The sequence below is a fragment of the Variovorax sp. JS1663 genome, assembly GCF_002157355.1.
Classification (GTDB): domain Bacteria; phylum Pseudomonadota; class Gammaproteobacteria; order Burkholderiales; family Burkholderiaceae_C; genus Variovorax.
Window position 1 is genome coordinate 1 of the sequence record NZ_LYMK01000024.1, and the last position, 19,697, is coordinate 19,697.

At 65.1% G+C, this 19,697-nt stretch carries 17 protein-coding genes and 1 pseudogene; 7 read left to right on the forward strand and 11 right to left on the reverse strand.

Annotation, left to right across the window (positions count from 1 at the left end; all coding sequences use genetic code 11):
- Positions 1 to 336 (forward strand): type II toxin-antitoxin system VapC family toxin (locus tag A8M77_RS19785; RefSeq protein WP_143694665.1); only part of this gene is annotated, 336 nt, incomplete at its 5' end.
- A 243-nt stretch (positions 337 to 579) separates the two neighbouring features.
- Here A8M77_RS19785 and merR read toward each other — a convergent pair.
- Positions 580 to 990, reverse strand: a complete 411-nt coding sequence (gene merR / locus A8M77_RS19790; RefSeq protein ID WP_086923311.1) for an Hg(II)-responsive transcriptional regulator — start codon at positions 988 to 990, stop codon at positions 580 to 582.
- A 79-nt stretch (positions 991 to 1,069) separates the two neighbouring features.
- Between merR and merT the strand changes: the two genes are divergently transcribed.
- Genes merT through merB form a run of 5 tightly spaced genes read left to right on the forward strand, consistent with a single transcriptional unit; the run spans position 1,070 to position 4,531 of the window.
- Positions 1,070 to 1,420 (forward strand): mercuric ion transporter MerT, encoded by a 351-nt coding sequence (gene merT / locus A8M77_RS19795; RefSeq protein ID WP_086923225.1) that lies wholly within the window; start codon positions 1,070 to 1,072, stop codon positions 1,418 to 1,420.
- 12 nt (positions 1,421 to 1,432) lie between these two features.
- Positions 1,433 to 1,711: a mercury resistance system periplasmic binding protein MerP gene (gene merP / locus A8M77_RS19800; protein WP_086923226.1), complete on the forward strand. Its 279-nt coding sequence runs from the start codon at positions 1,433 to 1,435 to the stop codon at positions 1,709 to 1,711.
- 10 nt (positions 1,712 to 1,721) lie between these two features.
- Positions 1,722 to 2,144, forward strand: coding sequence for an organomercurial transporter MerC (gene merC, locus A8M77_RS19805; protein WP_086923227.1), 423 nt, complete (start codon positions 1,722 to 1,724; stop codon positions 2,142 to 2,144).
- A gap of 38 nt (positions 2,145 to 2,182) precedes the next feature.
- Positions 2,183 to 3,865, forward strand: a complete 1,683-nt coding sequence (gene merA / locus A8M77_RS19810) for a mercury(II) reductase (protein ID WP_086923228.1) — start codon at positions 2,183 to 2,185, stop codon at positions 3,863 to 3,865.
- 30 nt (positions 3,866 to 3,895) lie between these two features.
- Positions 3,896 to 4,531, forward strand: a complete 636-nt coding sequence (gene merB / locus A8M77_RS19815; RefSeq protein ID WP_086923312.1) for an organomercurial lyase MerB — start codon at positions 3,896 to 3,898, stop codon at positions 4,529 to 4,531.
- A 479-nt stretch (positions 4,532 to 5,010) separates the two neighbouring features.
- Here merB and A8M77_RS19820 read toward each other — a convergent pair.
- The 10 genes and pseudogenes from A8M77_RS19820 to A8M77_RS19865 form a co-directional block, all read right to left on the reverse strand.
- Positions 5,011 to 6,190: pseudogene (locus A8M77_RS19820) on the reverse strand (IS91 family transposase).
- A 10-nt stretch (positions 6,191 to 6,200) separates the two neighbouring features.
- Entirely contained in the window at positions 6,201 to 7,073 is an 873-nt protein-coding gene (locus A8M77_RS19825) for a tyrosine-type recombinase/integrase (RefSeq protein WP_086923229.1), read from the reverse strand.
- A gap of 596 nt (positions 7,074 to 7,669) precedes the next feature.
- The gene (locus A8M77_RS19830; protein ID WP_086923230.1) at positions 7,670 to 9,280 is read right to left on the reverse strand and encodes a type II secretion system protein; all 1,611 of its coding nucleotides are present in this window, start codon (positions 9,278 to 9,280) and stop codon (positions 7,670 to 7,672) included.
- A gap of 82 nt (positions 9,281 to 9,362) precedes the next feature.
- On the reverse strand, positions 9,363 to 9,959 hold the full coding sequence (locus A8M77_RS36120) for a type 4 pilus major pilin (protein ID WP_086923313.1): 597 nt from the start codon (positions 9,957 to 9,959) through the stop codon (positions 9,363 to 9,365).
- A 56-nt stretch (positions 9,960 to 10,015) separates the two neighbouring features.
- Positions 10,016 to 11,125, reverse strand: a complete 1,110-nt coding sequence (locus A8M77_RS36125) for a hypothetical protein (protein ID WP_086923231.1) — start codon at positions 11,123 to 11,125, stop codon at positions 10,016 to 10,018.
- Positions 11,126 to 12,958, reverse strand: a complete 1,833-nt coding sequence (locus A8M77_RS19845; RefSeq protein WP_158100954.1) for an ATPase, T2SS/T4P/T4SS family — start codon at positions 12,956 to 12,958, stop codon at positions 11,126 to 11,128.
- A gap of 237 nt (positions 12,959 to 13,195) precedes the next feature.
- Positions 13,196 to 13,894 (reverse strand): hypothetical protein, encoded by a 699-nt coding sequence (locus tag A8M77_RS19850; protein ID WP_086923233.1) that lies wholly within the window; start codon positions 13,892 to 13,894, stop codon positions 13,196 to 13,198.
- A gap of 38 nt (positions 13,895 to 13,932) precedes the next feature.
- Positions 13,933 to 15,366, reverse strand: a complete 1,434-nt coding sequence (locus tag A8M77_RS19855) for a type 4b pilus protein PilO2 (protein WP_158100955.1) — start codon at positions 15,364 to 15,366, stop codon at positions 13,933 to 13,935.
- A gap of 73 nt (positions 15,367 to 15,439) precedes the next feature.
- Entirely contained in the window at positions 15,440 to 17,014 is a 1,575-nt protein-coding gene (locus A8M77_RS19860) for a hypothetical protein (RefSeq protein WP_086923235.1), read from the reverse strand.
- Between the two features lie 54 nt (positions 17,015 to 17,068).
- Positions 17,069 to 17,485: a toxin co-regulated pilus biosynthesis Q family protein gene (locus tag A8M77_RS19865; RefSeq protein ID WP_143694668.1), complete on the reverse strand. Its 417-nt coding sequence runs from the start codon at positions 17,483 to 17,485 to the stop codon at positions 17,069 to 17,071.
- Between the two features lie 424 nt (positions 17,486 to 17,909).
- Between A8M77_RS19865 and A8M77_RS19870 the strand changes: the two genes are divergently transcribed.
- Positions 17,910 to 19,535, forward strand: coding sequence for an RNA-guided endonuclease InsQ/TnpB family protein (locus A8M77_RS19870; protein ID WP_238136895.1), 1,626 nt, complete (start codon positions 17,910 to 17,912; stop codon positions 19,533 to 19,535).
- The last annotated feature ends 162 nt before the right edge of the window (positions 19,536 to 19,697 follow it).

The following is a 19,697-nucleotide window of genomic DNA, read 5'->3' on the forward strand; positions in this document are numbered from 1 at the left end:
GTCGCCGCGGCCTGGTGCATTCCGGAGTTCGCCAGCGCGCTTGGCATCAAGCAGCGCACCGGCGCGATCGACGCGCAACACGCTCAAGGCGCCTGGTCGCGCTTCGAACGCATGGTGGCTGCCGACCTGCGGCTGTTGCCGGTTGAGCCGGCGCACTTTCATCGAGCGGCCGAGCTGGTACTGGATGCCGCGAGTGCGCTGCGTGCCGGCGACGCGCTCCACCTAGCGTGTGCCGAAGCCGCAGGCGCGAAACGCATGGCCACGCTCGACGACGTCCTTGGCCGCAACGCCCAACGGCTGAAGATCAAGCCGGTCGCGCTGCGCGGTTTGACCTGACGGATGTCGGCGCTTCAGCGTGCAGCGAAGTCCTCCGCCGCGGCCCTGCGATCGGGGTGCGCCCGTGGAGAGCCTTGGCCGGTCGCCCTCGGCCAACTGCGGACATTCATCCCGCCGCCGACGACTTCCGCTCTGCCCCTGGCAGCGGACATAGCAGTAGAAATCGTGACCTCCTAGGCAGCCAACCCAATGTCAATAACTTTCCGATCGCCGGGCACTTACAGTAATTTGTGCCGGGCGCGACTACGGCTGCTCCTGCAGCGCTGAAATCAACGGACAAGAGACTGTCCCGTGACTCGCACAGCAGTCGTCAACCAACGTGGCCAGAACTGACTCGATGCGGTGGAGATCGGCCAGCTTGGAGCGCACATCGGCGAGTTTTTCCTCCGCGACCTGGCGCGCTTCGTCGCAATGGGTGCCGTCATCCAATGCGAGCAGGCTGGCGACCTCGTCGAGGCTGAAACCCAGGCTCTGGGCGGACTTAACGAACCGGACCCTCGCCACATCGGTCTCGCCGTAGCGCCGGATACTTCCGTAGGGCCTGTCCGGCTGCGGCAGCAGGCCCTTGCGCTGGTAGAACCTGATGGTCTCCACGTTCACCCCAGCCGACTCGGCGAATGCGCCGATGCTCAGGTTGTCCGCTTGCTTATCCATGCCCATACCGCTTGACTCCGTACTCGACTACGGAAGTAAGCTTACCCCCGTTCGAAAACACGTGGAAAGGATGAGTGCAATGTCGGAAGCCAAAAGTGGGCGCGGTGCCCTGGTTGCAGGAGGCCTCGCCGCGCTGCTCGCGTCGACCTGCTGTCTCGGCCCTCTGGTCCTCGTGACGCTCGGTGCTAGCGGCGCGTGGATCGGGAACCTGTCCGCGCTGGAGCCATACCGGCCGCTTTTTCTGGGGGCGGCGCTCGTGGCCCTGTTTTTCGCCTACCGCCGCATCTTTCGGCCCGTGCAGGACTGCAAGCCCGGAGAGGTTTGCGCCGTGCCGCAGGTGCGGCGCGCCTACCAGCTCGTGTTTTGGATCGTCGCGGCGCTGATCGTCGTGGCGCTCGCGTTTCCCTATGTGTTGCCCTTGTTCTATTGAAAGGACCTCGTCATGAAAAAGCTGTTTCTTGTTCTCGCCCTGCTCGCCGCGTTCGCCGCCCCCGTGTGGGCCACCCCGCAAACCGTCACCCTGTCGGTGTCGGGCATGACCTGCGCGACGTGCCCGTTCACAGTCAAGCAGGCGCTGAACAAAGTCAATGGGGTGAGCAAAGCCGACGTGAGCTACGAGAAGAAGCAGGCTGTCGTGTCGTTCGACGACGCCAAGACCAGCGTCCAGGCGCTGACCAAGGCCACGGCGGACGCGGGCTACCCGTCGACCGCCAAGCAATAGGCCTCTCGCCATGGGACTGATTGCGCGTATTGGGGACAAGGCCGGTGCACTGGGCAGTGTCGTCTCCGCGATGGGCTGCGCGGGGTGCTTTCCGGCGCTTGGGAGCCTGGGGGTGGCGCTCGGACTGGGCTTCCTGAGCCAGTACGAGGAACTCGTCATCACCCGGCTGCTGCCACTGTTCGCGGTGGTCGCGCTGCTCGCCAACGGGTTGGGCTGGTTCAGCCACCGGCAATGGCATCGCAGCGTGCTGGGCATGGTGGGCCCCGCGATCGTGCTGGCGGCGCTCTATCCGTTCTTCGGCTATGGCTGGACCGAGTGGCTGCTCTACACGGGCCTGGCGATCATGGTCGGCGTGGCGGTCTGGGATCTGCTCGCGCCGGCGCACCGCACGTGCGCTCCGGACTCGTCGAGTGCGCTGTCGCAGGGACAGTGAATCATCATTTCTTCAACCCAAAACGAACAGGCAATTGAATGACCAGCTTGCGAATTGAAGGCATGACCTGCGCGTCGTGCGCCGAGCATGTGCGCAGCGCGCTGCAGGAGGTGCCGGGGGTGCGCTCGGTATCGGTGTCCTATCCGGATCGACTGGCCACGCTCACGCTCGACGAAGGAACATCGCCGGCTGCGCTGACGACGGCGGTGGCAGCGGCCGGCTACCGAGCCCTGCGCGCCGGCACTTCGGCATCGGCGCCCACCGGGCTGCTTGGCAAGGCGCGTGAATGGCTTGGCGGCGGCGCTCGGCCGGGCGCCGCCGACCAGCCGCTGCACGTCGCTGTCATCGGCAGTGGCGGCGCCGCGATGGCAGCGGCGCTCAAGGCGGTGGAAAACGGCGCCCGCGTCACGCTGATCGAACGCGGGATGATCGGCGGCACCTGCGTCAATGTGGGCTGCGTGCCGTCCAAGATCATGATCCGCGCCGCGCACGTCGCACATATGCGCCGCGAAAGTCCGTTCGACTCCGGCCTGTCCGCCGCGGCGCCGACCGTGCTGCGCGACCGCCTGCTCGCGCAGCAGCAAGCTCGCGTGGACGAACTGCGTCACGGCAAGTACGAGATCATCCTGAGCGGCACGCCGGCCATCTCGGTCGTGCACGGCACGGCGCGCTTCAAGGACAGCCATACGCTCATGGTGACGCTGCGCGAGGGCGGCGAGCAGGAGGTGTCTTTCGATCGCTGCCTGGTGGCCACCGGTGCAAGCGCCGCGGTGCCACCAATCCCGGGACTGAAGGAGACGCCGTATTGGACATCGACCGAAGCCTTGGCCTCCGATGTGATCCCCCAACGCCTGGCGGTGATCGGTGCGTCCGTGGTGGCGGTGGAACTTGCGCAGGCGTTCGCACGGCTGGGCAGCCAGGTCACCATCTTGGCGCGCAGCAAGCTTCTTTCCCAGGACGATCCGGCCATCGGCGAGGCGGTCGCTGCCGCGTTTCGCGATGAAGGCATCGCGGTGCTGGAGCAGACCGAGGCGAGCCAGGTGGCGTACACCGGCGGCGAGTTCGTGCTGACGACCAATCACGGCGAGCTGCGCGCGGAGCGGCTGCTGGTGGCTACCGGACGTTTGCCGAACACTGGCGGGCTGGACCTCGAAGCCGCGGGTGTGAAGCTCGGTGAGCGTGGCGCCATCGTCATCGACCGCGGCATGCGAACCAACGTCGCGGGCATCTATGCGGCCGGCGACTGCACGGACCAACCGCATTTCGTCTATGTCGCCGCGGCGGCCGGAACGCGCGCGGCCGTCAACATGACGGGCGGCGAGGCTGAGCTCGATCTGACGGCGATGCCGGCTGTCGTGTTCACCGATCCGCAGGTAGCGACCGTCGGCTACACCGAAGCCGAAGCGCATCAGACGGGGATCGAGGCTGACAGCCGCACGTTGACGCTGGACAACGTGCCGCGCGCCCTGGTCAATTTCGACACGCGCGGCTTCATCAAGCTCGTTGCCGAGGTCGGCACTGGCCGAATCCTGGGCGTGCAGGCGGTCGCAGCAGAAGCGGGCGAGCTCATCCAGGCGGCGGCGCTGGCGATCCGGGGTCGCATGACAGTCCAGGACCTGGCCGACCAGCTGTTCCCTTATCTGACGATGGTCGAAGGTTTGAAGCTCGCAGCACAGACCTTCACCAAGGACGTGACGCAGCTTTCGTGCTGCGCAGGCTGAGCAACGGCCATGCAGAGCGGTGCGGCCGCAATGACCGACAAGAGCGATTTCGCGGCGCTCGTCATCGACGGGTTGTCACGCGGGAGCAGGCTGGAAGCTTTTGCTCCTGTCTTTGTCGCGCTCCTGCGTGAGCTGGCGAAAGGCTCCCCGGTGTCAGTGCGGGTGTTGGCTAGAGCCTCAGGGCAGTCATTGGACCAAGTCGACGCAGTACTGCGGCAGGCACCTGACATCGAGTACGACCCGGCGGGCAACATCGTCGGCTACGGCATCACGCAGCGGCAAACGCCCCATGCCTTCGAAGTGGAGGGGCGCGGGCTGTACACCTGGTGCGCCCTCGACACCTTGATGTTCCCAGCCGTAATCGGCAAGGCCGCACACGTGCATTCCCTCTGCCCGGAGACGGGCATGCCGGTGTCGCTGACGGTGGCTCCGCACGAGCTATGCGCGGTCGAACCACCCGACGCCGCTGTTTCCTTGGCGGTTCCGCAAACCGGCATCCGGCAATCTTTCTGCTGCCAGGTGCATTTCTTCGCCTCTCGCGCTGACGGCGATCGATGGGCGCTGCGGCACCCAGAGGTTGAGGTCGTGAGCGTCGAGGCGGCTTTCTCGCTTGGTCAGAAGATCGCTCGCCGGCTCGCCCAAGGTACTGTTGCGGACATTGGATAGAACCTCCGTGTCCGATCTTTCGCCTATGTCATAGGAATCCCTTGGGGCCCGATCGCGAGCGGCAACGACCGCTTCCGCTCGCTTTCCGGCCGTTGACGGCATTGTCCTGACCGGCGGGTATGGTGAAGGGTTGTCCGACACCTGCCCTTCGGGCGTACAGGCGGCGACACGACAACGGCTTGAGGGCAGGTGTTGGATAAGCCCCCAGGGAGGAAACCGCGGAATTCAACGCAGGAGCTCGGTGCGGCGCGAGCCTATGGCGATTCGAACTTCGGTGGGCGCGCTGCTGGTGACGAGCGAGCTGATCAATGGGCTGAGAGCGGTGGCAAGAGGCCGCGGATCGCTCGTGGCGCCCCCGATTGCGCGGTGCGCAGTTGGCTGCGCCGGGGCGATTCTGAGGTCGAGCGCAAGGCGTCTTCTCATCGGCAATGGCAGATGTAGCGCATGGGCGTGAGGCACGGACGGACTCGGTGTTGCCGTCATGGTGGTCGAGCCTGTTGAGGGATGGCCTGGTCGCGCGTGAAGATTGCCAGAACAATCATGGGATGGCCGCAGCGCGGGCAGGTGAAGGTTGCCGAGACGGTGCCGGAGTCGACTTCGGCATCCGAGACTTTCTCGACCTCCTGGTGCAGCAGCTTTCGAGCGAGTGCTAGGCTGGCAGCACGCGCTCCGTTGGCCAGCAGCCCATAGTGGCGAATGCGATGGAAGCCGCTGGGCAGCACATGCAGCAGGAAGCGCCGCATGAATTCATGGGCTTCGAGCGTCATCGTCTTCAAGCGTGTGCGGCCCTTGGAGCGGTAGTCCTTCCAACGGAAGGTGACGCCGCGTTCGTCAAGAGAGATCAGCCGGCTGTTGGAGATCGCAACGCGGTGCGTGTAGCGCGAGAGATAGGCGAGCACCGCCTCAGGGCCGGCGAACGGGCGCTTGGCGTAGACCACCCATTCGCATTTGCGCAGAGGTGCCAGCCACTCAGTGAACGCCTTCGCGTCGGCCAGCGCGGGCGTACTCGCCGAAGAATTGCAGCCGGCCGGTTCGGTGTGCGTTCTGGAGCTCTTCGAGGAAGCGTCGCCGGAAGAGGCGCGACAGCACACGCACCGGTAAGAAGAATCCCGGCCGACATGCGATCCAGTGTTCGCCGCCGGGCGCCACTCCACCGCCCGGCAAGATCCCATGCACGTGCGGGTGATGGGTCAGCGCCGAACCCCACGTGTGCAGCACCAAGGTTGCTCCAATACTTGCGCCGAGATGCTTCGGATCGGCCGCGATGGTCGTCAGGGTCTCGGCGGCCATGTCGAACAGCAAGGAATAGATCGTGGCCTTGTTGCAGTAGGCGATGGCGCTGATCGGTGCCGGCAAGGTGAAGACGACGTGGTAGTACTCCACCGGCAGCAGATCGGCCTGCCGGGCATCCAGCCAGCGTCTTGCCGCGCTGGCCTGGCACTTCGGGCAATGCCGGTTGCGGCACGAGTTGTAGGCGATCTGGTCGTATCCACAACCATTGCAACGCAGCACATGGCCTCCCAGCGCCGCGCTACGGCACTGTTCGATGGCCGACATGACCTTGAGCTGGCCCAGGCTCAGGTGACCGCGCTGCGCGTTGCGCCAGTCGGGACCATGGGTTCGGAAGATGTCGGCGACCTCCAGGGCGCAGTGCGCCATGAAGCCGTGCCTATGCGGGCTGCCTCTCCAGTGGGCTGACGACTTCGCGCAGGACTCTGGTGCCCACGTGGGTGTAAATGGACGTGGTCTCAAGCTTCTTGTGTCCCAGCATCACCTGGATCACACGGATGTCCACCTTCTGCTCCAGCAGGTGGGTGGCGAAGCTGTGACGCAACGTGTGCATCGACACACGCTTGCCGATTCCGGCAGCCGCGGCGGCAGCGACAACGGCGCGATTGAGCTGGCGCGCCGTCAACGGGTTCAGCGGATCCATGCCCGGGAACAGCCAGCCATGGGGCAGCATCTTGCCCTGCGAGTGAGCCAGCCGCCACCAGGCGCGCAGCCGCTCCAGCAGGACGGGCGAGAGCATCGCATAGCGATCCTTCTGGCCCTTGCCCTGTTCGACGCGCAGCGTCATGCGCTGGCTGTCGATGTCGTCGACCTTCAGCGCGACGATCTCGCCCACGCGCAGCCCGGTGCCATAGGCGATGGACAGCGCGGTCTGGTACTTGAGGTTGGACGCTGCCGCGATCAGGCGCACGGCCTCGTCCCGGCTGAGCACCACCGGCAGCTTCTGCGGAACGCGCACGTAGCGCATCCCGGCCATCACGTCATCGCAGCCGAGCGTGACCTCAAAGAAGAACCGCAAGGCCGTGATGGTCGCGTTGATCGTGATGGCGGATACGCCGCGATCGACCAGGTGCAACTGGAAGCGCCGGAGGTCCTCTGCAGTGGCGGTGTCCGGGGAGCGCTGGAGGAAGGCGGCGAGGTACCGCACGGCACGGATGTAGCCGGTCTGGGTCCTGGGTCGGAGCTTGCGCATGCGCATGTCGTCGAGCATGCGTTGGCGCAAGGGCGAGATGGCTTGGGTGGATTCGGTCATGGTCGTGCTCCTGTCGAAGGACGAGGCCAATTGCCTCAAACCAAACATAGACAGGGACGCGATGACCGACTGACGCCGCGGTCTTCGCGGCGGGCTACCGCGGCAGCGGTTTAGTCCTTGGGCCCTGAACAGTCCTTCCCGCCCTCCAGCAAGCTGACGCTCAGTTCCGCCTGTCACCCACTGTCGCTCCCGGGCGATGGTCCCTTCCCCTCACAAGAACGGGACACCCTGTTTTCTTAGTCAAAAATGACCGCAACTCATTTTTCTTAGTAAATCCGGGGGTCTTCACAGGGAGAAAATGACCACAACTTTAGTAAACCTACGATCTGCTTGGCGTGCATAAGCTGTCGTGCAATGGTTCAGTTTGAACGTCTGAGTGCAGTCTCGTGCGGCAGATCGACGCCCGTATAGCCGGGAGTCAGCAATTGTGACTTGCCTGAGCGGTCGACGCCCCGTCCGTTGGCGGAGCGAGCAAACCCAGTTTGCTTAGTCAAAAATGACCACAACTCATTTTTTTAGTAAATCTGGGGTGTCTCACAGGGGGAAATTGACCACAACTTTAGGAAACCTACGGAGGAGAAAAGCCGGGTAGGGGATCAGGGGAAATAGCACCAGGTGTAACTGATCGCGCTGGCTCCGGACATCGGGCCGGAGGCCCCCGTCAAGAGCCGTACCTGCCAGGCAGCGCCCAAGTCAACGGCATAGCGCACCAAGCCGCCGTCACTCGTTGATTCCGCCTTCGGAATCAGCTGGATGATCGGAATCGCACCCGGGTTACCGGGATTCGCACACGTCGGCTTGGCCACGTTCTGAAGGTCGGACACCTCCTCGGACTTCACGAACACCAGGTTCGTCGTGACGTCCTCCATTCGCTTCCAAGCCGCACCTCCGCCCTGCGGGTTCACGCGGCAAAGCATCGCTTTCTTGACGCCTGCCACAGCGGCCGAGTAACCCACCTGGCCCGGGGTTGCGCATGCCGTGTTGTCGAACGCCGGCGCGAGGAACTGCTTCATCGAGGTCCAGCGCCCGCCGGTGCAGTACAGGGTGAGCCCGTCGGAGTCGGACGCGCCCTGCCCCTCCAATGTGCATGCGCCGCCGTCAACAGCAGATGTTGTGAGCGGCGTCCAACGCCCGGAGGAGCACACTACGAGCGAGCCGGAAGCCTCCGTCGCCGACAGGCCGAGGGCGCCGGCCTCGACGCACGCCGTACCCTTCGTGTAGCTGCCGGTCGGAATCAGTCGCCGGCCGGCCATGCGCCCCGATGTCACCACCGCGGCTTCGCCGCCACTGTTCGTGGTCATTGCAACGTAGTTGCCGTTCGCTCCAGTGAACCCGGCGCCCTGGTCCGTGGCCACGATGTTGCCACTGGCAACCATGTCCTGGGTGTTGACCCCCTTCAGTCCCGCAGGCACGGCAACGGGGTCCGCACCACCGAACCCGCCGCTGCCGGAGACACTCACGTTGCCCGCCGCGGCGACGTTGCCCGTCAGGGTAGACGTCCCACTGATGGCCAGGTTGCCTTGGGCGCTCAGATCTCCCCTCAAATCAGGGTTCCGTGTATCCCGAACCCGAACGAACTGCTGGAACATGGCCGTGTTCAGGGTCGCGCTCGAGCACACCGTCCCGGCCACTGCGCCATTCGGGTTCGCGATGTTGAGTGACGGACCCTTGATCATTGCGGGCGCGGTGTACGAGGACTGGCCGCCGGTGCCGTCCTGCTGGTCGACCATGACCTGCGCCAGGTCGTAGCGGATCTCGGCGCGACCGAGGGTCACGCCCGTCGTGGTGCACACGTTCGTCACGATCGAGCAGCCGGCCCCTGGGCAGTCGGTCTTCACGACATCGATGCGCAGGCTCTGGCGAGTCGGCATCGCGTCCGGCCCCGAGGGGAAGCCGCCGGGAAGCTTCTTGTCCGTCACGAGCTCGGCGATCGTCGGTGCGATGTCGTTCACAACGCCCGGGATGTCGACGCCGTTGCCCAGATCGTCAAAGTGACTCAGCGCGTACTGCTCGGCGGCGCCAGCGACCTGCTTGAGGTAACTGCCCGCCGATACGCCGATCTGCTCTTCCGACAGCTTCGCGAGTTGCGCCTGGCCGTAGATCGACAGGATCGCGATGATGCTGATCGTGACGATGAGTTCAACAAGGCTGAAGCCTTGCTGCGCGCGGCGCGCACGCCCGGGTTGCTGCGGGAAGCGTGGGGTCATGTTTCGAGGAAGGGAGTGAGCAGGATCGGAGCGGGCCCGTGCCGCGTAGTGAGGCCCCCCGGAGGGCCCAGCCGCGCCAGAATCAGCGGAACGTGAAGATGAAGGTGTTCGTGTCGCCGTCGGTGCAGGCGTTCTGCGCGATACCACCGTTGTAGGTGGAACCGACAGCCTTTGCGGCGGCGCCGTTGATCGTGATCACTTCGGCCACGCGCGAGAGCTGGGCAGCGAGGCCCGGGCATGCGGCGTTGTTCACGGTCGGCAGGCTCACGGTGAACGAGTCGCCGGCACTGGTGATCGTCGACGAGGCCACGGTGATCTGAGCACCGGTCTCCCCCAGGTCGTGCTGCACGGTCGCCGTAGCGCCGCTGCCGCTGACGGTCAGCGAGGACGACAGCCCGCGAGCGGTGTTCGCGAAGATCGCGGTGGCGGCCGCGCCGACACCCAGGTTGTTGTACGGGGTCACGCCCTGGCCGGCGAAGTTGCCGCGGATCGAGGTCACCGTCTTGTTGACATCGTTGGCGGTCGGTTCGACCTTGCCGTTGATGATCACGCCGCGGGCGTACGGCACCGCGAACAGCGCGAGCAGAGCACCGATGGCGATCACGACGATCAGCTCCACGAGCGTGAAGCCCCTGACGTTCTTCTTCGAGGCGAAGCGGGTGTTGCGGAAGTTCTTCATGGTTTGGTCCTTGGGGTGAAGATCAGGTTGGAAATCGATTCGGTTGAGGGAGGGAATCACTTGGTGCTGTAGTAGGCGGACATGACGCCCTTCATCTCGTAGATGACGCCGAACTGGGTAGCCATCACGCCGATCACACAGCAGACGGCAGAGATCAGCATGACCCAGCGGTAGACAGCCATGCGCTTCAGGATCTTCGCCAGCATGGTCTTCTCGACGTAGCGGCCGGTCTCCTCGAAGCCTTCGGAGAAGCCCCGTGCCTCCTGCATGTCCTGTAGGAAGTAGTACATCTCCATCGAGAGCAGGTTCGTGCGGAACGCTTCGGTACCGACCGCTCCGGTGGCATCCACGCCCTCCGCGATCTGCTCGACACGCCATCGCAGCCAGGGCGAACGCACCGAGCGCGCGAAGGTGCTGAGCGATTCGCTCAAGGTGAACATCGTGTTGCCCCGCTTGCGCGTGAGCGTCGCCATGGTGGCCAGGAACAATGCCCCCTTGACGTCGCGCACCACACGGTAGAGCGCGACGTTCCCGTCGAGCCAGTCACGCAGCCCGCCGGTCAGGTTGTTCACCGTCCAATGGAGCGTCACGATCAGGCAGCCCAGCAGCAGCACGAGGTATAGGCCGTAGCCTTTCACGTTCTCGGCCCACGCGTTGAAGAACGTGCCCTTGGGACCCCATTGATCCAGCGGGATGAACGAATAGATCTCCTGGAGCTTCGTGGCCGAGAACCACGGGAAGATCGTGAGCATCACGATGGCGATCACCAGACCGACCGCCGCCGCGGCCAGCGTTCCCACCGACTCGTTGCGGACCTGATCGGAGAGGCGGGCGATACGCGAGACATCTCGCAGCGCCGCAAGCAGCGCGCCGGCGCCCGCGTCCTGCGCCACGTCGATGATGGCCACTTCGTCGTCCGGCAGGGTGCCGCGCCAGGCCGCCGACAGGTTCGCGCCGTTGGTCGAATACTCCTCCGCCCAGTAGGCGGAGAGCTTCGCACGAGCGGTCGATCCGTAGCGGTCGGCATCCTTCTCGAAGATGCCCAGCAGCTTGATGTCGCCCTTGCCGCCGTCGAGTTTGTCGGCGATGTAGGTGTAGTAGTCGGCGCGCTGACGGCGGAACTTGGCTGCCGCCTGGCTGATCGCGAAAGGAACCTTGACGCTCATTTATGCGCCCTCCCGCGAAGCAACCGCCGGCGGATGGAACGGCACCACGGCTGCGGATGGAGCACGCGCAACGGCGTAGTTCTCCGACACGGGCACCCGACTCGTGTTGCGGCGCGCAGCGACGGAGCGCTCGTGATCGCGGCGATTTTCCACCGTCTCGAAGCTCATGAAGCGTGGCTCGATCTCGCGCGGGTCGATCAGACCGACGTACTTGCCGTCTTCCGTCGTGCCACGAACGGCCTTGTAAATGGCGCATTCCATCGTGTTCTTGCCCGTCAGGTTCTCGTCGTCGAAGCGATCCGACGCCATCGAGCGCCAGTACTTGAAGAGCTTCAGCGCACCGTCCGGAGCGCCGATGTACTCGAGCATCTGCTCGTCGGGCTCCACCATCTCGCTGACGACCGTTCGGCCCGAGAAGCCGTTGAGCTCGGGCAGCTCGTCCTTGATGCAGAACTTGCAGCCGCGCGAGTTGCGCATGCGGTACACGTCGCGGCTGATGCCGTATAGACGCTCCAGGCGGTCGAAGTAGCGGTTGTGCTCAGCCAGCTGTTCGGGGTCCAGCGTGAAGGCGTGGGCGTAGTCGTTGGGCGACAAGGCGCAGTGCGGGCAGTTCGTCGGCAGCAGCGCCTGGTACACCAGGAGCTTCAGGATGCCCGGCGTGGCCAACACTTCGCGGTTGATTGCGATCGCAGGCGATGCGAAGCGCTCGGCGATACCGAGGCTGGAGCGCGCGTGGGTCGTCGTATAGACGCTGTGGCCCGACTCGACCACCTGGCGGGCAACCAGGCCCGTCTCGCGGTCGCGGATCTCGCCCAGGTAGAGCGCATCGAGCGCCGACCGGTACAACGCCCGAGTCGCCGACAGGAAGGACTTGTCGTCGCCGGCCTGTGCCAGGTCGCGAGTGATGGTCTTCTGGTAGGCGTTCTTGAGCTCCAGCTCGACAGGATCCTCGAAGGACTGGATCTTGATGTCGGTGGGCAGCATGTTGATCATCTGCACCAGGGAGGTCGACTTGCCCGAGCCCACCACGCCGGCGAGCACCACCATGCCGCCTTCGGAGTTGATCACCCGGCGGATGATGTCCATCTGGCTCTTCAGATAGCCCGCCTCGGCCAGCGAGCGGATCGCCGCCGACTCGCCCAGGCGCTGAATCCGGGTGGTGACCACGACACCCTTGTCGATGGCCATGCCGCTCCAGCGCAGGCGCACGCGAGCGCCATCGGGGATCGCGGGGCTGCGCGGCAGGTTGATCTTGACCAGCGCCTGCTGCTCGACCTTCATGTCGAACTGGGGCGACGCCCCGCCGCCTGACTTCTGCCAGGCGATGCCGAGCATGGCGATCACCGTGTCGGTCGGAAGCAGGAAGCGCTCGGGACGGATGTAGCGGCCGCCGATCTTGAAGCAGATCTGGCTCTTTGCCGCCTCACGGTCGACCGCGAAGTCGATGTCGTCGGCCTTGTTGGCATAGGCCCAGGACACGACGTCGGTGAAGGCCGACATGAGCGCGTTCTTCGTCGGATCGCGCGAGACATCCCGCTCGAACTGCAAGCTCGACTGGGTGATGTCGCCCTGGGACAGCGCCAGCACCAGGCCGGAGCTCGCGAAGTAGCCTTGAACGTGAGCGTCGACGAGGTGGTAGTTGCGCTTGGCCAGCTGGTTGACGACAGCTTCGACCTCCTCGCGCTTGGCCTTTTCCTTGTCCACGAAGAGCAAGACGACCTTGTCGGTCGCGCGCACCTTGGCGACGGCGATCGAGGCATACAGGTGAGGCGCGAGCTTCACCTCTTCGTTGATCACCTTGTCGAAGAGGATCTTGGCCAGGTCGTCGGCCATGGCGATGGGCGCGCGGCTGAACCGAACTCCACCCCAGTTGGAGACGTCAGAGGGCTCCGTCGCGGCGGCACCTGCCTGCCCGGTGGAGACGGTCCGCCGGGCAGCCGGCGCCGCGCCGGCGGCGGCGGCACCTGGTTTGGCGACCGTCCGGGGGCCGGAAGCAACGCGCGCTGCGGGGGCTGCTGCTTTGGCTTTGGATTTGCCGAGTCCGAACATTACAAGCGAGTCCGATCCTGATCAGTTGGTGGCAGCGGATTGCTGAGCCTCCCCCGCCCCGGCCGGACGGGGGAACGGCCAAGACGGCTGTCCCGAAGTAGCGCGCGGAGCCGCTTGCAGAGGCAGGGAGGGAGCGCCAAGGGAACCGTATGGGGTCGGGATGGCCGGAGAAGCCAGCGCCGCAGAGCCCCCGGCTTTCGCGAGGTCGCGCACCAGGTCGAGATTGACGGCCGGGAAGGGGCTCACACCCGTCCACTTGCCGGTGGGACAGGCCGCCGCGGGCACGCCCCTTCGGGCAGGCTTGAGCACGACCGCACGCCCCACGATCCTGGTGATCACACAGCTGCCGACATGAGCACCCACGCGCACTCGTTCGTAGGATTCCCCGTTGAAGCCGATGTTGGCCCGCAGGTCATCGCCGATCCCGAAAATGGACTGAACGAAGATCTGTCCGGCCGGCGGACCCGACGGCGTTGCAGGCTTGGGCGCCTCCGCCAGGCCCGAGGCCACCGAAGTGTTCATCGAGCGCGCGAGTGCCTGCTGGTTCTCGTTGGTGATGAGCGTGTCAACGGTGAGGACGCTGCTGCGCATCGCGGCCGTACGGGGCGCCTGGTCGAGCGCCGCAGGGGCGTCGCCAGCCAGTGCGGCCGAGGAGAACGCCATGCTGGCGCAGACGGTGACAGCCAGCGCTGCAGCTTGGCGGAGACGAAGGTTTTGCATGGGCGAAGTGCCTTTGAGAAATTGGGGGCCGAGGGGACTCACTGAGCCCTGGCGTAGATCACGACCTTGATGTCTGCGTTCACCGCGGAGGTCTTGATGTCGACCTTCTCGCCATCGGCCTGCTTGAACTGCATTCCGATCTGTTGCCATTCGCCTTCGATACCCGCGTCGATGAGGGCGTCGATGCTGCGCAGGGGCGCCTTCAGGGTGAACGAGGCGGCACGCAGCTGGGGCACGGACGCCACCGGAGGCACGGCGGTCCCGTCTTTCTTGCGGGGCGGCATGATCTCCACCGGCACGAACGCCAGATCGCCGGCCTGCGCGAACGCGGGGCTCAGCTTCTGGAGACGGCTGACGGTATCGATCATGTGGCTCTCGACCGAGCGCAGCGCCTCGTACCTGAAGGGCTGGGCCGCCTGCGTGACGAACCAGCTCCCCATGAAGGTGTTCAGGCCGCGGTACTGCACGGTCCAGCCATCTGGGATGCTGTCCTTCATCTCGCGGTTCAGGCGCCCAAGCTGGGTGCGGTTGTAGACCGCGGTGCAGGACCAACGCTGATCGCTTTGAGCAGCGTCGCCAGGCTGAGCGGGCGGCACCGCGTTGCAGGTGGCGCTCTGCAGTTCCCAACCGCTCCAGACGAGCGGCACAGAGCCGAGCGAGACACGCACCGCCGCAAGGCCTTGCGGGTCGGCAGCGCGATGGCCATCTGCCCAAGCTTGCGTGGCGCGCGCCCAGGCTTGCTCGGGCGGCTCATCGACCGTGGCGTTCAGCATGGCGAGGCGCTTGCGCTCCTTCTCCTGATACATGCTCCAGCCCTTGTTGCCCAGGGCAACGAGGACGGCGACCGCCACGACGCCGATCACCGGCTTGGGGATCTCGCCGCTCTTCTTGGGCAGCGGCTGCAGCAGATCCTCTTCGCCGGACGCCGCCAACAGCAGGTCGGGCACGGTGAGGCCTCGAGCCTTGTCGCTCAGATCATGGTCATCGAGGTTGGTGAAGACCACGTAGGTGATGTCGTCTTCAAGGCCGCTCTCGATTTCCTTGCGAGCAGCGTCGATAAGATCCATGTCGTTGTCGGACAGGATCACCCGGTCGATCGACGAGGGTTGGCCACCACGGACGACGGCAAACCAGTATTCGTTGCCGTCCGGGAAGATCTTGAGCGCGTAGATCGCGTCGCCGCCATGCTGGCGCGCTGCGACACGTGCAGCCGCGAAGACACGCGTCCCCGCCGGCGCTGAGTCCGCGGGGATGTTGCCGTAGCCGAACTGCTGCAGCGAGGACACCAGATGGGTCGCGCCGCCCGAGCGAGCGATCCTGATGGCATCGGAGCGAGTGGACGAACGTGAAGCCACGGCGCGCCAGCTCACGCCGAAAGCGATCGCCTTCGGCTCGTGTTCGTCAACCGCAACCACCAGTGGCAGACGACCACTGTCCTGGTTCGATTTCGTTTTCTTTTTGAGAAGGGCCACTGGGAGAGTTCCTGGTTCGCTGAGAGATCTGTTCAGACAGGCAAGACGGCGCGAAGCACCGTGCTCGCTTGCCTCAGACGCCCTCCTCCGCGATCGCGGTCACGAGCAGCACCATCCGACTCTTGCTGTTGCGGCCCTGATCGGAGCCACCAAGCGCCAGCGGGAGGTTCGCCCCCAGACGACGGTTGGTGAGCGAGTTCGAGTTCGACTCGATGCCCCCGATCACAACGGTCTGGCCCGAACGAACCGGCACTTCCTGGATCACGCCTTGGCCGTCGATCGTCTTTTGCTGAACCGTCACTGCCGAATCGCCGGAACCCACGGTGAACGCCTTCAGGGGCTGTGCGCTGGTCACATCGAAGCTCACCGACAGGAAGATCGTGCCGTCGGCCTTCGCCGTCGGCACGAGGGTCACGAACGTGCCCACGGTCTCTTCCTTCTGCGTCACGGTCGGCGCCTGCGCGTTCGTGCTGATGATCGAAGAGCTGATGGCAGTGGCCTGCACCTGGTCGACGTAGTTGAAGGTCGTGCGGATCGCCTGGGTGACCGGACGGCCCGAGGTCGTCGTAAACGGGAAGGAGCGGCGATTCACCACCGTGCCGACCTCGCTCAAGGCCTGGACCACCGCGTCGCTGCCCGACAGCTTGCCGGTCGTGCGGCCCCAGCCAGTCGTGCCGACTTGCGAAGCCACCAGCGAGGCAGGCGATGCGACCGACACGGCGCTGTTCGCGGCTTTGTAGATCAGGTTCCAGTCCATGCCGTAGTCGTTGTCGTCCTTGGTCGTGACCTCGATCGACTCGATCAGGACACGCACGCGGCGAGACATCAGCTTGTTCTGGTCTTCCACGTACTTGGCCACCCGGGCCAGCGCCTTGGCCGTGTCGGTGACCACGAGGGTCTGGCTCTCCTGGCTGATCACCGCTTTGCCGCTCATCGTGAGCAGCGCGTCGATGGTGTCCTTCATGCCCGAGATCAGGTTCTGATCTTTGCTCGAGAAGCCCGTCTTGCTTTGCGACTCGAAGACCGTGTTCGAGCCTCCATTGCGTCCCAAGGTGGCCGAGGTCGTCGCGATCTGCGGTATCGCCTGGAGATGGAAGATCCGGGTTTCGACGCGATAGAACTCAGCGCCACTCGGGACCGGGCGCCACGAGACGTCCGCCTGGCGGGCGATGTCGTCGAGCAGCTGCCACAGGGGCACTTTCGACGCCTGAAGCTGCACGCGGGCCGGCCCGAGGATCGGCGCGTCCTTCGCGGCCATCTTCGCAGCAAACTGGCTCGGCGGAAGTTGCGCATCCGGGGTGGCGGTGATGATCAGGCCCGAAGCTTCCGAGACCTGATTGACCGCGGTCTGCAGGTCAACCGCGCCGCGCTGGAAGTTGGCGGTGATCGGCACCGAGCGGCGCAGGGCCGAGGGCATCTGCATCTCACGCGCCAAAGGCTCCTGATTGCCAGCGATGAAGGGGCGCGCCACGTCCTGCGCGGCGATACGCACCTTCTCCGAGTCCTTGATCTGGTCGATCAGGACATTCCGCGTGGCGGCGATGTCCTTGTCGGCCACCTGGGCGTCGACGCGGACTCGCTCTTGATAGGCGCATCCCGCAAGGACGGCGGCAACCACGGGAAGCAGTGCGAGGCGAATGGATTTCATGATCTCTGTAGGTCCTAAGCGAGCGTTGGTCGGTTCGGCTGCGAGGCGCCCGAATCAGTGGGCGGCCATCCGGTCGCAGAGCTCCGCCTTGGGAACGACGCGCAGCACCTTGTTCGAATAGAAACAGGGCTGCAGTGGCATGTTCGTGAGGTCCGTGCTGGAGAGCAGCGCGCGCACGGCGCCCTTGAAGTCGGTGCCGAGGTCGGCCGACGAGAGCACAGGCAGATCGAATGGAACAGTCCAGTGCTCGGGATCGTGGGTCCAGCCGGCGCGACTCGACCAAGCCACGAGTGCTTCCCGAATGGTCTTGTCGCGGCGCGAGATCGTGAAGGACTGCGCCACGGGTGCCGCCGGTGCGGCAGGAGCCGCGACTTCGCCGCCCACGGGTGTCGCCACCGCGCCGCCCTTCACCGCCGCGCCAGCTTCCGCCGCCACCGGCGCCACTGGGGCTGGAGCGGGTCGGTTGTCCACGAAGCCAGCCAGCGCACCGCCTGTAGAGGCACCCAGGACGAGAGCGAAGAGGGCCGCGCGGGGTGCGCTGCTGATTGCCAGCGCCGAGGCGCGTCGAGGTGCTTTCTTGAACATGCTTGAGAGGTAAAGGCCGAGGGTGGTGGCGGTTGGATGGGTGGGTGACGTGTGAGAAATGGGTTCTGGTCGCCCCGTCGGACTACCGGTCACCGATGCGTGACAGTTTTTTGCGCTGTCTCGCCATTTTTTGGTTCCTCGCTAGCACGTCTCTACAAACACAATGTACTGATTAAAACATGCTGCTACTTTTCGATGCAAGGATACGATCAACTTTGACGATGCAATTTTGCAAATCCGTGTTGTGGTGTCGTTGCGAACATGAGCCGCGCGCCGGGAACATGCACATTCCGATGTCCGAAGGAAACCCATGACACTCAGATCGATCCGGGACGCCGAGCTCGGCGAGGCGTACATCCCCTCCTCGATCGGTCTTCCGCCCGAGATCGAGGCGCTCGCCTGGCGCAAGCGCGCGATCCACGTGTTCCGGGACCCTCAGGAGCAGCTGCTGGTTCTCGCGCCGGATCACATCTATGAGCGCTATGGCCACCGCGTCCTGGGCTCCGGGCCAAACGAAGCGCACGCCGCTGCGTCGGCCGCGATCGGGCTTACTCAAACGTGCGTCAAGGGCCCCGTCCTTCCAGGCGGGGAAGGAAGCCTTATTTTTCTTCGTGTCCTTGCGCGAAGCGTTTCTGATTGCCCATACTGTTTTTTTATGTCTGCCGATCCTTCTCTCCGTGCCTTCCGCTTCCAGCTTCGTCCTCGACCTGCGCAGGAGAAGCAATTGGCGCGCTACGCGGGCATGATGCGTTGGGTCTGGAACCGCGCGCTAGCCGAGCAGCAAGCAGCGAGGGAGCGCGGTGAGAAGTACGCAGGCTTTGCCAGCATGTGCAAGTGGCTCACGGCTTGGCGCGCAGCGCCGGATACCCGGTGGCTGGCAGATGGCCCCGTGCATCCGCAGCAGCAGGTCTTGAAGCGCCTGGATGCCGCGTTCCAGACCTTCTTCGCGAACGTGCGGGCAGGCAGGAAGCCCAGCTACCCGCGCTTCAAGAAGCGCGGCGCCGAGCCCGGCATTCGTTTCCCGGATCCCAAGCAATTCAAGCTGGACGCGGCCAATGGGCGCCTCCAGCTTCCGAAGCTCGGTTGGGCGCGCATGCGCATGAGCCGGGAGGTCACCGGAGAGCTGCGCAATGCCAGCGTCACCCGTGAGGGGGAGCGCTGGTATGTCGCAATCCAGACGCTGCGGCCGGGAGTGCTACCCACGGCTGACGTCGCGCCAACGCTCGGCATCGACTTGGGCGTTGCGAACTTCGCGGGTCTTTCGGATGGCCGGCTCATCGTTCCGCTCGCCGCGTTGAAGGCGCAGCAGCAACGCCTGCGGCGTTACCAGCGCAGCGTCAGCCGAAAGGTCAAGGGCTCGTGCAACCGCAAGAAGGCGGTCGTGAAGCTGCGCGCGCTGCACAAGCGCATCGCGCAGCAGCGCAACGACTGGCTGCACAAGCTCACCAGCGGCTTGGCGGCCGAGCATCCCGTGATCGCGATTGAGGACCTGCGCATTGCGGCGATGAGCGCCTCGGCGCGCGGCAGCGCGCTGAAGCCGGGCAAGAAGGTGCGCCAGAAGGGTGGCCTCAATCGCGGCATCCTCGATGCCGCCTGGGGCGAATTCAGGCGCCAACTGGAGTACAAGTTGGCCGCCGTCGGCGGCCAGGTGCTGGCGGTGAACCCAGCCTATACGAGCCGCACGTGCCGCGTCTGCGGACACGAGGCCGTCGAGAACAGAAGGAGCCAGGCGCTCTTCGCCTGCGTGGCCTGCGGCCACACAGAGCACGCGGACATCAACGCCGCAAAAAACATTCTGGCCGCGGGACACGCGGTCCGGGCCTCTTCCTCAAAGCCCGCTGCCTGTGGAGGGGTGGTCAGACGCGCGGCGTCCGCAAGGACGAAGCGCGCAGCCCCGGCGAAGCAGGAACCCACCGAAGAGGCAGGCCGTGCGTAGCGCGCAGCCTGCCACAGCAGGAATCCTCGTCCTTCAGGGCGTGGTGGATGTCAACGAACCGGCCGAACGCCATCTGGTCCGAGTCCCGGCCGAGCGTCGCGCAGATTGCTTTGCGCCACGTTCAGATACCAGCGACCGCGGCTATCCTCGCTGAAGCTGCCA